At 47.1% G+C, this 15,252-nt stretch carries 13 protein-coding genes, 1 tRNA gene and 1 pseudogene; 7 read left to right on the top strand and 8 right to left on the bottom strand.

Annotated features, from left to right (window positions below):
• The first annotated feature begins 4 nt into the window (after window positions 1-4).
• Window positions 5-262 (top strand): YfhL family 4Fe-4S dicluster ferredoxin, encoded by a 258-nt coding sequence (locus AQUSIP_RS01580; RefSeq protein WP_148326077.1) that lies wholly within the window; start codon window positions 5-7, stop codon window positions 260-262.
• Between the two features lie 301 nt (window positions 263-563).
• Here AQUSIP_RS01580 and AQUSIP_RS01590 read toward each other — a convergent pair whose 3' ends face one another.
• Together AQUSIP_RS01590 and AQUSIP_RS01595 are read right to left on the bottom strand one after the other, a co-directional pair.
• Window positions 564-2,057 (bottom strand): TolC family outer membrane protein, encoded by a 1,494-nt coding sequence (locus AQUSIP_RS01590; RefSeq protein ID WP_114834903.1) that lies wholly within the window; start codon window positions 2,055-2,057, stop codon window positions 564-566.
• A 102-nt stretch (window positions 2,058-2,159) separates the two neighbouring features.
• On the bottom strand, window positions 2,160-3,140 hold the full coding sequence (locus AQUSIP_RS01595; protein ID WP_114834902.1) for a zinc dependent phospholipase C family protein: 981 nt from the start codon (window positions 3,138-3,140) through the stop codon (window positions 2,160-2,162).
• Window positions 3,141-3,269: 129 nt separating this feature from the next.
• Between AQUSIP_RS01595 and AQUSIP_RS01600 the strand changes: the two genes are divergently transcribed.
• The gene (locus AQUSIP_RS01600) at window positions 3,270-3,695 is read left to right on the top strand and encodes a hotdog fold thioesterase (RefSeq protein WP_114834901.1); all 426 of its coding nucleotides are present in this window, start codon (window positions 3,270-3,272) and stop codon (window positions 3,693-3,695) included.
• A 16-nt stretch (window positions 3,696-3,711) separates the two neighbouring features.
• Here AQUSIP_RS01600 and pdxA read toward each other — a convergent pair whose 3' ends face one another.
• The 3 genes from pdxA to AQUSIP_RS01615 are packed head-to-tail and all read right to left on the bottom strand — an operon-like array spanning window position 3,712 to window position 8,260.
• Window positions 3,712-4,668: a 4-hydroxythreonine-4-phosphate dehydrogenase PdxA gene (gene pdxA / locus AQUSIP_RS01605; protein ID WP_232058614.1), complete on the bottom strand. Its 957-nt coding sequence runs from the start codon at window positions 4,666-4,668 to the stop codon at window positions 3,712-3,714.
• A gap of 26 nt (window positions 4,669-4,694) precedes the next feature.
• A complete protein-coding gene (locus AQUSIP_RS01610; RefSeq protein ID WP_114834899.1) occupies window positions 4,695-5,663 on the bottom strand; it encodes a peptidylprolyl isomerase in 969 nt (322 codons plus the stop codon).
• A gap of 8 nt (window positions 5,664-5,671) precedes the next feature.
• On the bottom strand, window positions 5,672-8,260 hold the full coding sequence (locus tag AQUSIP_RS01615; protein WP_114834898.1) for an LPS-assembly protein LptD: 2,589 nt from the start codon (window positions 8,258-8,260) through the stop codon (window positions 5,672-5,674).
• A gap of 181 nt (window positions 8,261-8,441) precedes the next feature.
• Here AQUSIP_RS01615 and AQUSIP_RS01620 point away from each other — a divergent pair, with 181 nt between their 5' ends.
• Both AQUSIP_RS01620 and AQUSIP_RS12600 read left to right on the top strand, forming a co-directional pair.
• Window positions 8,442-9,479, top strand: coding sequence for an aminoglycoside phosphotransferase family protein (locus AQUSIP_RS01620; protein ID WP_114834897.1), 1,038 nt, complete (start codon window positions 8,442-8,444; stop codon window positions 9,477-9,479).
• 26 nt (window positions 9,480-9,505) lie between these two features.
• Window positions 9,506-10,048 (top strand): annotated as a pseudogene (locus tag AQUSIP_RS12600) (sugar phosphate nucleotidyltransferase); the annotation flags it as partial.
• A gap of 63 nt (window positions 10,049-10,111) precedes the next feature.
• On the opposite strand, the gene AQUSIP_RS01630 reads toward AQUSIP_RS12600, so the two are convergent.
• Window positions 10,112-10,185 (bottom strand) — tRNA-Arg (locus AQUSIP_RS01630).
• Between the two features lie 279 nt (window positions 10,186-10,464).
• On the opposite strand from AQUSIP_RS01630, the gene AQUSIP_RS01635 reads away from it, so the two are divergent.
• The 3 genes from AQUSIP_RS01635 (at window position 10,465) to AQUSIP_RS01645 (ending at window position 13,216) form a co-directional block, all read left to right on the top strand.
• On the top strand, window positions 10,465-11,988 hold the full coding sequence (locus AQUSIP_RS01635) for a YifB family Mg chelatase-like AAA ATPase (protein WP_114834896.1): 1,524 nt from the start codon (window positions 10,465-10,467) through the stop codon (window positions 11,986-11,988).
• 130 nt (window positions 11,989-12,118) lie between these two features.
• The gene (locus tag AQUSIP_RS01640; RefSeq protein WP_114834895.1) at window positions 12,119-12,508 is read left to right on the top strand and encodes a hypothetical protein; all 390 of its coding nucleotides are present in this window, start codon (window positions 12,119-12,121) and stop codon (window positions 12,506-12,508) included.
• A gap of 3 nt (window positions 12,509-12,511) precedes the next feature.
• Window positions 12,512-13,216 carry a ferredoxin reductase domain-containing protein gene (locus tag AQUSIP_RS01645; protein ID WP_114834894.1) on the top strand — a complete coding sequence of 235 codons (705 nt, stop codon included), beginning with the start codon at window positions 12,512-12,514 and terminating at the stop codon, window positions 13,214-13,216.
• A 160-nt stretch (window positions 13,217-13,376) separates the two neighbouring features.
• Here the strand turns inward: AQUSIP_RS01645 and rpoH are convergent, their stop codons facing one another.
• Both rpoH and AQUSIP_RS01655 read right to left on the bottom strand, forming a co-directional pair.
• Window positions 13,377-14,240, bottom strand: coding sequence for an RNA polymerase sigma factor RpoH (rpoH, locus tag AQUSIP_RS01650; protein WP_114834933.1), 864 nt, complete (start codon window positions 14,238-14,240; stop codon window positions 13,377-13,379).
• A 72-nt stretch (window positions 14,241-14,312) separates the two neighbouring features.
• Window positions 14,313-15,197 carry an IS982 family transposase gene (locus AQUSIP_RS01655; RefSeq protein ID WP_148326070.1) on the bottom strand — a complete coding sequence of 295 codons (885 nt, stop codon included), beginning with the start codon at window positions 15,195-15,197 and terminating at the stop codon, window positions 14,313-14,315.
• Window positions 15,198-15,252: the final 55 nt, after the last annotated feature.

The raw sequence follows: 15,252 nt of genomic DNA on the forward strand, positions 1-15,252 counted from the left end.
AACCATGTCCTTGATCATCACTGATGAATGCATTAATTGTGATGTTTGTGAACCTGTTTGCCCAAATACCGCTATTTACCAGGGCGAACTGATTTATGAAATCTCTCCTGACAAATGCACGGAATGCGTGGGGCATTTTGCCGAGCCACAGTGTGTATCTGTTTGTCCTGTTGACTGCATTATCAAGGATCCGCAACACCCTGAAACGGATGAGCAACTGATGGAAAAATATCAGCGTTTGACAGGGGAAAGCGTTAAATAAGTGTGAAATCGTAATTTACTGGACTTTGACCATGTTACAAAATGCTCGACAATGCTGTCATCCTGAGAGCGTTTCAGTTAGTATTTTCACAAGAATTTGCTACACGAGAAGAGGCATTGGCATCGGAAAGACAAATAAAAGGTTGGAGTCGACAGAAAAAAGAAGCATTAATCAGGGGTGATTGGCAAGGATTGTCAATTTATGCAAAAAGGCGAAAGAAATTTGATTAAAAATGCCCTTCGAGACGGCCGCTTTGCGGCCTCCTCAGGCGAACGGTTAGAAGTTTTGTCGCTTCGCTCCATTACTGTCCGGTAAATTTCTGTTCTCGTCGTCCCGTGACGACGGCGGGCGTAGCTGGATCGTTCTTTGCCGCTGTCATCATGGCTGTATTATTGTAACGATGCGATTTTTTATCAGGATGGCTTTGTGTTTCGATCAACCATGCGTTAATAGCGCGCAAATCATCAAAGCTTAATGTGCCTGCCGCTTGCTTCAACGCCAATACATTGTTGACAAAAGCATAGCGGTCTGTGGCGTATTGTGTCTGTGCCTGATAAAGTTTTTGCCGCTGATTAAGTACGTTTACCAGCGTCTCGGTGCCCACCCTGTAGCTTGCTTCCATGCCTTCAAGCGAGCTGATATTGGATTTGATTGCTTGCTGATCCGCCTTGATCTGACTGATGCCGGCGATAATGTTTAAATAACTTTGACGTGTTGTGTTGGCAGTATTGCGAATGGTTTGCTCCAACTGTTGCTCGGCGGATTGATAGTTGTAAACCGCCTGATTAGTCTGGGCCACAACACCGCCGCCAGAAAAAATAGGTACATTAATGTTTAGGGCAATCGCGCGGTCTGTTTGTGTGCCGGGGCCATTGCGTGAGGTCAGCGAGTCATAACCATTAATATTATTTTCGTATAATCTGTCCATCGTCCCCTGCAGGTTCACAGTCGGTAAATGGCCTGCAATCTGTTGCCGGATGCTTTGCCGCGAGGAATCAACACTGTATTGCGATGACTTGATGGACCAGTTTTGTAAGATAGCTGTTTTTACCCACGCTTCCATGTTGGCGGGTTGCGGTGTTACCAGTGGAAAGGCTTCGCTTAATTTGGATAAATGCGGATAATATTTTCCGGTAATGACACGAAGATTTTCACGATCATTGGCAAGCGTCGTCTCGGCTGCAATATAACTGGCTACCGCGGATTCATAGGAGGCTTGTGCTGTATATACATCGGTAACAGTTTTGAGTCCGACTTTATATTGTTGCCTAACCTGATCCAGCTGCTCGGCATAAGCTTGTTTGGCCGCTTCATTGTAGCTTAAATTATCTTCGTCCCGCAAAACGGCAAAATAGGCGCTGGCAACGCGCGTCATCAGGTTTTGCAAAGAAGCGTTTAGCGTGGCATCAGCACTTTTGGATGTTGCTACGGCACCTGCGACGCCTGCGAATTTGGAAAAATCGAAAACCGTTTGCGTGACAGTCAGCGTTAATGTATAGGCACGCGCTGTATTATTACGGGGCGATAAAGGCGCGCCCGTGTTGGCGTCCACCGAGAAATTGGACCCTGCGAACCCGGAACGAGTGACAGAGGGCACTGCCTGTACGGAAAGATTGGGCAGAAGCGAAGAAACACTAATGGGTACACCTTCTTTGGTAGAGAGACGTTGTGCAACTGCCTGCTGGTACGTAGGATCGCTTAAAAGCGCTTGTTGATAGACTTCAATCAGATCAGCAGCGCTTGCTGTTATCTGCCAGCTTGATAAGGCAATTAATAACAGAACTCTTTTTTTCATCACCTGGTTTCCTACGTTAGTAGCTCTCACCTTGTTAAGGTTAAAAACAAGCAAACCCTGTTTGAGGCGGAATACCTCAAACAGGGGGAATAAAGATTACTTTTACTTGATAAGTTTGGCAACAAGCTCGTTTAGCAATGCCTGGAATTTTGCTGCTTCGTTGACGCCCGGCTGCTGCAATTCTACGCTGCCATCGGGGTTGTTTCTTGTTTTTACAGATGCTGCGCCGCTTTCAAGGGCTTTTTTTGCAAAATCGATCACAGGGGTTGAGCCAGAATGAACGGGTCCCTTGTTTGTGACGGCTTTTGCTTTTAAATTGGCCTTGCCTTGCAAGCGCTGCCAGAGGTTTATTTGATAGTCCGCTACTTTGTGCTCATCCATGACAATTCCGCCGGTGGGCCAATCGTAATAATGAGCGGCAGTCCAGGGCATTTTCCATTGCAGGTAAGGATAGGCAGGCCCTGAAATCAGTCGTTCGCCATAGCCAGCCATGGAAATGACCGTATTTCCCCAGATAATTTCCTGCGCGGTGTATTCATCCTTACCCATGCGGTGATAAACCTGAACAAGATCCTTCACTGGAACCCACCAGGTGCCAGGCTGGGATAGCCACTGGTTTTTGTCGACATTGACCAGTAAATCAATGCCCGTATCACCATAGTTATGTGCAGTTTCGCCGTCACCGTGAAAATCCTTGTCTCGAATCACAGGGTAAAAAGTCCGATGCATGATTTCATCGGAAACCCGATGAGCCGCACAACCGAATAAGAAAGCCACTAATTTGGGATTTTGTGTAACCGGATCGGTATAGGTTGCTTGAATGTAATCCGCAAAGGCATAAATGAAGGGGTCCCAGTGCGAATCTTCACCATAGTGGTTGCCTTTCACATAGCCGGAATCAGGATAATAGGCGCCTGTTAAGTAAGCGTCGCGGTTATTGTGTAAAAGGTCTCGCAGCTTGGTATCGGGCAGGTAATCGATAGCCTCTTGAGCGAGAAACATATGCGTCAGGCCGCCGCCTGCATAAACCAGAGGAACAAAGCATAAGAGAAGAAGACCGAGAATAAATTGTAGTTTTTTCATGTGCGCTCCTGCATTTGTGAACCAGTACGGTTAAAATCGGACTTGGGAGTGAAAGTGTAATGGGTTAATCCTGTCCGATTATACAGGTATCTGATATAACACAGTGTTGCGTTAAAGGTAAATACATCTATGACAAAGATCTGGCGAACAGAAATCAGCCTTGTTGCAGTCACGGAGCGGGCTAAAAACACCATGTCTGATCATCTGGGCATTGAGTTTATAGAGATTGGCGAAGATTTCCTCGCTGCCCGCATGCCCATTAACCATCAAACCAAACAGCCGCTTGGAATCATGCACGGCGGTGCATCCTGTGTACTTGCTGAAACGGTGGGCAGTACAGCGGCTCAATTCTGTGTAGATCAGACGCAGTATTATTGCGTGGGTCTAGATATTAATACCAATCACATCCGTGCGGTACGAGAAGGGCATGTGACGGCAGTCGCAAAACCGTTTCATTTGGGGAAAAGTACGCAGGTGTGGAGTATTGAAATAAAAAACGCGGAAGACAAACTTGTGTCAGTCAACCGCCTGACAATGGCCGTGCTAAAACGCTAAAGCAAATTTGCTATGGTCATGTGATCTGTATTGCCAGCCTGATAGCGGCCAGCAGGCTGCCTGCGTCTGCTTTGCCCGTACCAGCCACGTCAAGAGCGGTGCCATGGTCCACAGAAGTGCGCACAAATGGCAGACCCAGTGTCACATTCACCGCATTGCCGAAGCCAATGTATTTGACCAGCGGCAGCGCCTGGTCATGATACATGGCGAGGATCGCATCGGCTTCGCGTAAATACATTGGCGTGAAAATGGTATCGGCTGCCAAAGGTCCGTCAATGTGGTAATGCTGTTTGCGCAGTGCGGCAATGACAGGTTCAATGATATCTATTTCTTCACGCCCGAGATAGCCGCCTTCGCCCGCGTGGGGATTTAATCCGCAAACGAGCAGGCGTGGCGAGGAAATGCGGAAGTACTTTTGGAGTGAATCATGGAGAATAGTCAGTGTCGTTTGCAAGCTGTCCTTTGTGAGTGTCAGCGGCACGCGCGCAAGCGGTACATGAATAGTCGCCAGGGCTACTTTTAGCTGGTCTACAACAAACAGCATGACAGTATCTTTCACGCCCGCGCATTGCGCAAAGAATTCAGTGTGGCCTGTAAAAGGAATGCCAGCGTCATTGATCACACCCTTGTGCACAGGTCCTGTCACCACGGCGTCCGCTTTTTTCTGCAGACACCATTCTGCTGCGAGCTCAAGTGTACGGAGGACGTAGTGAGCGTTGGCCGGATTTAATTTTCCTGGTACCACTTTTTCATTGAGTGGCACAGAGACATACTTGAGCCGCCCCGCTTGATGGGGCAGCGGCGTTTCCTCTGCATGACACAAGGATAACTGCAGGGGGAGGCCGATGGCCTTTGCACGTTCTAAAAGCAAATCAGGGTCTGAGACGACAACCAACTCAACAGGCCATGCCTGTTGAGCAATCTGAGCAATAATATCAGGGCCAATGCCGGCGGGTTCACCGGGCGTTAGCATGATCCGCTGCGGCGAAGGCATTGTGTTCACGCGATTTTAGAAATAAAAGCCTGGCCGCGCAGTTTGGAAACCCAATTTTGCATGGCTTCTTCAAATTTGCGCTGCATCAGCAATTCTTCAACTTGTTTGCGATTGGGTGTTGCTTGTGCATCCGTGGCGGCGCGGGCATCCGTTAAGCGGATAATATGAAAACCATTTGAAGTCTGAATGGGGCCCGCTATTTCCTTCACCTGCATGCGTGTGACCTGTTCAGCGAAGGCAGAAGGAATTTCCGGCAATTTACGCCAGCCGAGATCGCCGCCTTCTAGCGCATGTTTTTCGCTGGATTCGGCTTGCGCCACTTCACGGAAGTTTTGTCCCTGGTGAAGCTTGGTAATCAGTGCCATTGCACGTTTTTTTGCTTCAGTAATCTCTGCGGGAGAAGGTGTATCTGACAGCGGTATTAAAATATCTTCGAGACGGTATTCCTTAGTGCCATTACTTTGCCAGATTTTAGAATGCATGAAGGTATCTACTTCCTGCGGCGTGATTGTGATGCGATTAACCACTTCCTGCTGCTGCAGTTTTTGCAGCGTCATTTGATCGCGGATTTCATTGCGATAGTCGGCAGTTTTCATGCCTTCCTGATTGATGCGTTGATACAGGGCATCAATAGAGACATTATTTTGTGCGGCAATACGCTCAATGGCCTTATCCAAATCATTGTCTGTTATGTGTACGCCAGCCTGCTTTGCAATCTGCAGTTGTAACTTTTTATTGATGAGCTGATCGAGTGTTTGCTTTTGGAGGATTGCTTCCGGCGGAACGGGCATCTGCGCTTGGGCAATTTGCATCTTCATCATCGATAAAGCTTGGTTTAATTCGGATTGGGTAATCACGTCATCGTTAACGATGACAAGGATCTGATCAAGCTCCTGTGCGCTTTTGGCATAGCTTTTGATGCAGAGGGTGGCGCTTAAGATCACTATTAAACCTGTCATGAATATTTTTTTCATTTAACTTCCTATCCAAATAACGTTTGTGTATTGTAACCTGTTACCGTGCTTAAAAGACCGCTGGGGTCTGGGCCGATTCCACCGAGTCCTTTCAGAAGGAGTTGAACATAGACTTCATTGGCATACATTGGGGTTCTATTTTCAAGATTGGTGAATGTGCGTCCTCCTACCATCCTCACTGCCCAGCAGCAGGTGTCGTATTGTAACCCATAGAGTAGGTTCTGAAAATGATTGGTATTCCAGTCTTGTGTCCAGCGCCCTACGGCATTTAAATCGCGGATTACAGGCCAAACGAATGAAAAATCAGTCATTTTTATATTGTTATCGGATTCATTTAGCGTGATACCAGAGAAAGGGTTACCGTTACGCGCATAGCCATACCCAAGATTGACGATATGCGAATCATCCTTCTTGTAGAAAAAGGCGACGCTAGCATTCGCCAGCTGTTTGGTGATGGGATCCCAAATGGAATTTGCAGTAAATTTCCATTGAGGATTGAGTTGGTAGAGAAGCGCGCCTGAGACAGGTGAAAGGCGATAACGGTTTGAAGGCGTGTCAGGATTATCCGAGCATGATTGATCGTTGCACAATGTGACGCGGCGATCGGTAAAGTAAACAATATCACCAATGACAAGACGTATTTTTTCAAGCCCGGTTTCACGATCAATCAGCCGGCTTGTAAAGCCCACGCCTATCTGGTTGGTATCGCCGATACGGTCCAGGCCGGTGAAGCGGTTGTAATAAAATATCTGATCATAATTCAGGGCGCTGACAGTGGTATCAAAAAGCGGAATATTGGCCTGATTGCGATAAGGTATATAGACATAATAAACCTGGGGTTCCAATGTTTGCTGATAATCGTTATTAAAAAGCGTGAAATCGCGGGCGAATGTTACGCCAGCCGCTGTGTCGAAGATGGGAACAGACCGTTGTATACCGCGAGGCGTATTAGTATCCGTGGTTTGCCGAAGGTTATAGTCCGTCAGCGCGAGTTGGAAGCGCGGATTCACATATGCAGAAGCCCAGTTAAGGGGTAGGTTGATACCGGGTTGCATATGCAGCCGGTCGCCCAGCGGAGGAATGACACTACTACCAGGTGTTTTCAAAATTTCAAAGTGAGTGACATCCGTATTAATAAAATATTCCAACCCTAACGCTTGATCCGGATAGTCGCCGTTTAAAATGAGTTGTGGAAAACGACGATAATTATTTTGTACCGGCGCTACATCAACAGGATGGAGAGTCTGGTAAGACTGGACGCGTGTCGTGAAGTTCCAGTGCTCGTTTTTATAATAGAGGTCGCCTTCCTGCAGTAACTGGTTTTCATTGATTTGAGTGAGATTGCCGAAGTCGCGCAGATAATAATCGTCGCCGGCATAACTGAAGTTGACATAGCTTGACCAGTTTTCGTTGAATTGTGAGTCATCACGCCAGCGAAAACCTTTGCGTGTAGTGCTGCTTTTCAACAGGCGATTAAGTTCTGCCTGCGTGATATTCGAATTGCCGGAGATAAGATTATATTCCGGCACATTTCCAGGTGCTGCATCTTGGAAATCTGCAAAAAAGCGGTCATTAGGTAACACGCTGAGATCGAAATTGCCTGCACTGGTCGTCGTCAGATAACGAAAATTGTCAGATAACAGAATGCCACGTTTTGACAATAACCCCGGTGTAATGGTCATGTCATAATTGGGGGCCATATTCCAGTAAAAAGGGGTCTGAAGATAAGGGCCCCATTGGTTTGAGCCGCCAAACTTTGGATAAAGAAAACCCGTTTTGCGCCGGTTATCTATGGGGAAATTAATGTAGGGCGTATAAAACACCGGGATATCTTTTATCAGAATGCGTGCATGCGTGGCGTAGCCGCGACCCGTATTTTTATTCAGAACAATATGGCTTGCTTTTACTTTCCATGCGGGATTTGTCGGCGGGCACGTGCTGTAGCTTGCACGTCTTAACTCATAAATTCGGGGTTCTGTTTGTGAAAATTCATACGCTTTGCCCCAGGCGGTTAGGGCTGAAATTTTCCGCTCTTTTTGCATTTGCGCCTGAGTGACGGTGGCAGGGCCTGCTATCTCTCGATTGTTCATCAAGGTAGTGCGGTAGAGGATATCGATCAGCGACTTGGCTGCAGAGTCAAAATGGTAGCGGCCTTTTTTTCCTATGACCAGCGTGTTGGGTTCACGCAAATGCACATTACCAATCAAATCAATGGCATTTAACTTGCCTGTGATAGGGTCTCTATATAAATAAGCTTTGTTGGCGGTAATTTGTTGTCCAAAGCGAGTAATGGAGACTTTCCCTTCCAACACGGATGTTCCGCGCTGCGAAAGCATTCCCTGCTCACCCGTGACTTCCACTGTGCTCCTGCTTTTCTGCCCATCCACCGGATAAATAAAAGGCGCTTCCACGTAATAACCACCGCAGTAATTTTCCGTACTTTCAGTCCATCCAAGCTGTCTTGCAATTGCGTCCTGCGCTAGAGTGTGATTGTTCGGCAAGGTCTCTTCCGAAGGGAGCGCGGAGAATGCAATAATCGGAAGCAGGCAAAAGGCGGCAATCACAAATATGGTTGATTTTTTTCGTACTACAGACATTTTATCGTCCCTGAGCTATATTATCTTTCCTCAGCGATTGGCAAAGCGCATTTTCAAGACAATTTTAAACCCTTAATTTATACCCGCGCTTTTGCGGGAACCATTGGTAGCAAAGCATGAATTTACTGAGCAATCTTAGCTGCATGCAGGTATCGGCAAGTGTAACGAAAAGGGATACATAATGGAATCCACAGGCGTGTTAAAAACAGCTGGACGAGAAGAAGCCCTTGTAGAATGGCTAAGACACGCGTGCCGGTCAAAGGATATTGTTTTGCAGCCCATTCCAGGTGATGCAAGTTTTCGCCGCTATTTTCGCCTCTATACAGAAACCGGTCCTTTTATTGTGATGGATGCGCCGCCTTCGCATGAAGATTGTCGCCCTTTTGTGGCTATCGCAAAAGCCTTGCGGGCAACAGGGTTGCACGCACCGGCCATTTTGCATGAAAACCTGGAAGCGGGTTTTTTGCTGATGACAGATTTTGGCGACTTGACTTATCTTCAGTCTCTCCAGGCGGGAAACGCAGACGAGCTCTATCAGCGTGCTTTAAGGGCCCTCGCAGTATTGCAGCGCATAAGAAGTGTGCCTGGCAGAACCATACCGCTATTTACGCCCGATTTCATGCGTAAGGAATGGGAATGGCATAAGGAGTGGTTTTTGCAAAAGCTGCTAGGTCTTTCTCTGACAGATAATGAGAAAGAACTGGACACCTGTTATGACCTGCTGGTGGCTTCCGCGTCAGCACAGCCGCAGGTTTTTATGCATAGGGATTATCATTCAGCCAATCTCATGGTCTTGCCTGATCAGCAGGTAGGTATTCTGGATTTTCAGGATGCTTTTATCGGACCCGTCACTTATGATGTAGTTTCATTGCTTCGCGACTGTTATATAGACTGGCCGCCTGAACAAGTCAGGCACTGGGCCAGTGCCTATTGGCAAATGCTACAAGCAGAGGAAGCGTTTCGCGATACGGATTCGGAAACGTTTTTGCGCTGGTTTGACCTCATGGGAATACAACGCCATCTGAAAGCATTACTTACCTTTGCGCGTAAGCATGTCAGGGACCACCAGCCGCAGTACTTGAGGCATGTTCCCCGTACGCTCAATTATTTGCTGCAAGTGAGCGCGCGTTACCCTGAGCTGGCTGTCTTGCATGATTACTTGACTGCCTCAGTCGAACCCGCTTTTCTAAACAAAAAGGTATCTTTATGCGTGCCATGATTCTAGCAGCCGGCCGCGGTGAGCGAATGGGTGCATTGACAGCGGATGTTCCTAAACCTTTGCTGCGTGTTAGAGGACAATACTTAATTGAATATGCGATTGCGAATTTATTGCGCGCAGACATCCATGAAATAGTGATTAATGTGTCTTATCAGGCAGAGAAAATTAAAAGCGCTCTGGGGGATGGAAAACGTTATGGCGCTACTTTTTTTTACTCTGATGAAAAGGAGCGGCTGGAAACCGGCGGCGGTATTTTGAATGCGCTGCCTATGCTGGGGCCCGAGCCCTTTATTGTTGTTAGCAGTGACATTATTACGGACTATCCGCTGGCCGATCTGCCCCGTGAACCTGATGGATTGGCGCATCTCGTGATGGTCACGAACCCGCCCTATCATCCGTGCGGTGATTTTGGGATTAAAAACGGGCGTCTCGACTTGCATGCCACGCCTACTTTTACCTTCGCCAATATCAGTGTCATGCGGCCTGAGTTGTTTGCGGATTGTGAAGCCGGGCATTTTCGGTTAACTCGGTTATTGATCCCTGCGATTCTGAACGGCCAGATGACTGGCGAATTTTATGACGGGGATTGGTGTAATGTGGGTACACCGGATGATCTCGTGATGGCAAATCATCGCGCCCGAGAGGATTCGAACCTCCGGCCTTTGGCTTCGGAAACCAACACTCTATCCAGCTGAGCTACGGGCGCTTTTGCCCAGTAGTGATAGCCTATCTTGTATCAAGATGCAATGGATTTTGAACATAGCTAAATAGCAGGTTATGAGCCCAGCCTTATCATCCTGAGCCCAGCCTTATCATCCTGAGCGTAGCGAAGGATCTCCTGTTGTACTTTCAGAGATCCTTCGAGCAAAAACGCTCTCAGAATGACAGCCATTCTGTTCAACATTTCCTCTCCTCATTCTCATGCAGCAAAAGCGGCATGAAAAAACCGCTTCTTCTCTTCAACTTTTTCACAAGGAAAACAATCATGTCACTCGCTATTGTTTATAGCCGGGCATCTTCCGGTATTACTGCGCCGCTTGTTACGGTGGAAGTGCATTTATCCAATGGCATGGCCGGTCTTAATATGGTTGGCCTGCCTGAAGCCGCAGTGAAAGAAAGTAAAGACCGTGTACGCAGTGCATTAATGAATGCGAATTTTGAATTTCCTGCAAGACGCATCACTATCAACTTGGCGCCGGCAGATTTGCCCAAGGAAGGCGGCCGCTTCGATTTGCCTATCGCACTAGGTATTCTCGCAGCTTCCAGACAAATTCCACAGCAGGCGCTGGCTGATTATGAATTTATAGGTGAGCTGGCCTTGTCGGGAGAGTTGCGTCCTATCCGTGGCGTGCTGCCGGTGGCGCTGGGCGCTTATCAATCCGGGCGGCGCCTCATAGTTCCTTATCTGAATGCACAAGAAGCAACGCTGGCAAAACAGGCGACAGTACTGTCTGCCAGGCATTTGCTCGATGTATGTGCGCATCTTAAAGGCGAGCAGACATTATCAGCTTGCTTGCCGGATGCGTTGAATAAGGAAAACGGGAGTAGCTTGTCTGCGGATCTGGCTGACGTCAAAGGTCAACAACACGCCAAGCGGGCACTCGAAATTGCTGCGGCAGGACGGCATAGCCTGCTTTTTATTGGGCCGCCTGGCACCGGCAAAACCATGCTCGCAAGCAGGCTGCCTGGTATTCTGCCTGAAATCAGTGATGAGGAAGCGTTGCAAGTAGCGGCAGTGGCTTCCGTGAGCAGTGACGGATTTAATCCGCGCCACTGGAAAAGAATCCCTTTCAGATCGCCGCATCACAGTAGCTCCAGCGTTGCCTTGGTAGGCGGCGGGCGGCCACCCCGGCCGGGGGAAATTTCGCTGGCGCATCACGGTATTTTATTTCTGGACGAGTTGCCGGAGTTTAGTCGGCATGTGCTCGAGTGTCTGCGTGAACCGCTCGAGTCAGGCTGTATCACCATTTCACGCGCTGCATACCAGGCGGTTTTCCCCGCACAATTCCAGTTCATCGCGGCGATGAATCCTTGTCCTTGCGGTTATGCAGGGGATTCAACGGAGCACTGTCAATGCACTAAGGAGCAGATCAGACGTTATATGGGAAGAGTTTCAGGCCCGCTGCTAGACCGTATTGATATGCAGGTGGAAGTGGCAAAACTGCCAGCGGCTGTACTCGCAGGATCAGAAAATTATGCCTCGGATAATAGTTTGGCGGTTCGTGCGCGTGTCAGCGGAGCGCGCGCGCTTCAATTCAAACGTCAAGGCAAGTGTAATGCCACGTTAACGGTCCCGGAGCTGGATTATCACAGTGCTTTGCAAGAAGAAGCAAAGCATTTGCTGCATCAGGTGATGACAAAATTTATGCTTTCAGCACGCGTTTATCACCGGATAATTAAAGTGGCCAGAACAGCCGCAGACTTGGAAGGAAGTGTATCTATTACCGTGCAGCACATTAGTGAAGCATTACGGTACCGCTGCTTGGACCGGATGAAAATCATCATTTAGTCAAACAGTTGATTGATTTTATGACTTATTTAATCCCGGATGCCGTTATTAAGGTTATACTAAAATATATTCTTGAGGTTATTTTTCCAAATAGGAAGTTGTGTTATTAAAATAAGAAAGAGGAGGGTTTATGCCATTAACGTTTTATCCCCATACTGATGATGCACAAAAAGGTTCTTATGAAGAGAGAGTGGAAGTGCTAATGGAGGCGGCTGAACGTTACAAGGCAATTGTGCTGGACGTGAGCGCTAAGCCTACTGAGCAAGAGGAAAGGAAACGCATGGTTCCACGGGAGCAGACAGCAGCTTTTAACTGGGAAGAAATCGCCCGTTTATTGCGGGAAATCAGAGAGCTGCCAGAAGGAAATAAAAGCGATAAACTTAAAAAAGCGGTGCTTTTAAAAAAATTAGCGGAAGTTTATGAAGTCTTGCGTGCGGCAAAAATGCCCAAGCTGGAAGCAGTAAGGCTTGCCTTAATCAGCGAATCCAATCAGCTGCAAGGGGGAACCCAGGTCGCTTAGTATATGCCCCAATTTCTTGATTATCATGTGATGGCCATCCAGCTGCTTGCGAAGGATGTATCACGCATTTTATTACAACCCCTCCATGCGCCCGTGATTTCCTATGAAGCGGGGCAATACATTGAAGTATCACATACAGACGGCCGTGTTTCCTATCTTTCTATTGCCTGCGCGCCCAGAGACGATGCAATACTTGAATTTCATTTGTTTCATCCGGCAGAAAATGAGAAAGCGCAAGCGTTGCTGCGCATGGCGCGAACGGAAAAAAAATGGCAACTACGCGGTCCGTTAGGACGTTGCACAGTCAGCCAGCTTCATCCCGACAAGCCTATTCTTTTTTTAGCGCAGGGTACGGGTTTTGCGCCTGTCAAGGCGGTTATTGAAGCGCTTATTCAGGCTGATTTTCCGCTTTTGTTGCATGTGTACTGGTTTTCCCAGAACCAGGAAGATTTTTTCCTGACAGAGCAGATTTCACGATGGAAAGCGTCGCATCCTCTCTTTATTTTTACACCCATCATTCTGCCGTCTGCTTTTAATGAAGATCAAATTGAGTCGGTATTGAATCAGGCCATTCTAGCCACCTACCCGGATCTTTCGGCATATCAGGTATACGCAAGCGGCCCACGTTCCTGGGTTTATCGTATTTTTCATGCTTTTCAGCAAAAGGGATTACCGCGGGCGTTTTTTTTCTCAGATATGTTTGAGTAAGTGTCATGTCATTTACATCACACCGGCAGCAAGAGGGGATGCTTAGCGATGACGTGTACAGTTTCATCAACGAAATATGTAAACCTTTACAGCAATGACAGTAGAGAAAAACTGGCTCACTTGCAATGGCAGAAAAGTTTTATGCAGCTCATGCCGCGGATTATGCTTCCACCGCTTCTACAGCCGCGCGAAGTTTATTCATCGCATTTTTTTCGAGCTGCCTTACGCGTTCAGCCGAGATTTGGTATTTGTCAGCGAGTTCCTGCAAAGTCAGTTTGTTTTCATCCAGCCACCGTGTGCGAATGATATCCTGACTGCGATCATCCAGCCGATCCAGCGCCTGATAAATCAAATCATTGGATTGTTCTGACCAGTCTGCACTCTCCAATTGTTGCGCAGGATTATAGCGTGTATCTTCCAGATAGCCGGCAGGCGCAAAGCTGGGCTCTTCGTCGTCGTATTCGCTATGGGTATCAAATGAGGCGTCGGATGTAGCAAGGCGCATTTCCATTTCCCTGACAGTTTCTGGTTTGACACCCAGGTCTTTAGCAACGTCATTCACTTCCTGCTGCGTCATCCAGCCCAGGCGTTTTTTAATGTTACGCAGGTTAAAAAAGAGTTTACGCTGTGCTTTGGTGGTTGCCACTTTGACAATGCGCCAATTGCGCAGGATGTATTCGTGAATTTCGGCTTTAATCCAGTGCATGGCAAATGTCACCAGCCGCACGCCCATTTCGGGGTTAAAGCGCCGAACGGCTTTCATTAGCCCTACATTGCCTTCTTGTATGAGATCGGCGAGCGGCAGACCGTAGCCGAGATAGCCTTTAGCGACCCGTGCCACATAACGTAGATGCGCCAGAATCAGGCGCTTTGCAGCAGCCAGCTCATTATTCTGCTGGAGCCTGACCGCCAATTCATACTCTTCTTCCTGGGTTAACAACGGGACTTGGTTGATATGATGAAGATAAGCTTCCAGGCTGTTAACCGGCAGGCGAATATCAACAGTTTGTAAGCTCGTATTCATATTGGCCATGATTTGCTCTTCTTGCTGAAGATGAATGGTAAATTTAGCTGCTTATTTTAACCTCAGTTATGGTTAAGCAATTGAGGACATCCAAAATTTACTTCTGCTGATAGACGGTTTTTTTGCTTTTAAACAGTAACCTGCTAAACCACTAACAAGATTAACCAGAAAATTTACCGGACTGCGATGTCGAGTATGCTCAATATGGCAGATAGATTTAAGTTGATCAATGACGGTTTCTACAATGCTTCGCTGATAAAGAAAAAATTTTTCGAACGCGCTTAGCATTTTTTTCTTCATGTTTTTTCTAACTTTCGTAATCAATTTTATGCCTCGTTTTGCAAGCGACTCCGCTAATTTTTTGCTGATGTATCCTTTATCGCCCGCACCAAAACCAGTTAATCCTTGCATTAATTTTTCAACAACTTCTCTATCATCAACATTTCCTTTTGTAATGCAAAAACTCATAATTTCTCCCTGGTGATTGATCGCTAAATGTAATTTGAATCCATAAAAAAAGCCTACAGAACAGTGTCCGCGTTCAGCAATGCCTTTAAAAACTTTATTTCTGTAAATTCGACGATTGTGGCATACAACCATTTTTGTAGAATCCAAATAATACAATCCGGTGTGTTTTCCTGTTCTTGATAGTACATACGCCGTTAGTGGTGCAAGCAACCTTGGCATGAGTGCAACAAAACGTGGATAGCTTACCGCTTTAGGAAATTCTCGAAAAAGTTGGCCTAACACACAATCCAGATAAAAATCCTTGAATGTGCGATAGTGGCTTAAGTGAAATAAAATCATGATCGTCATCATCTCGCTTTCACTTAATTCTGTTTTCCTCTGACGTTTGCCTTTAGGTAAGGGCAAAATTTTATTTGCAGATTCTTTTACATGGTTCTTGTAAAACTCATCAATATCACAGAAAATTTCAACGATCGGCGCTAGTAGCATTTTGACTCCATTCAAAACCTTGGGCGGTTAAAAATGGCAAAATTTACCAAGCGCC

The sequence above is a fragment of the Aquicella lusitana genome (genome assembly GCF_902459475.1).
GTDB lineage: Bacteria > Pseudomonadota > Gammaproteobacteria > DSM-16500 > DSM-16500 > Aquicella > Aquicella lusitana.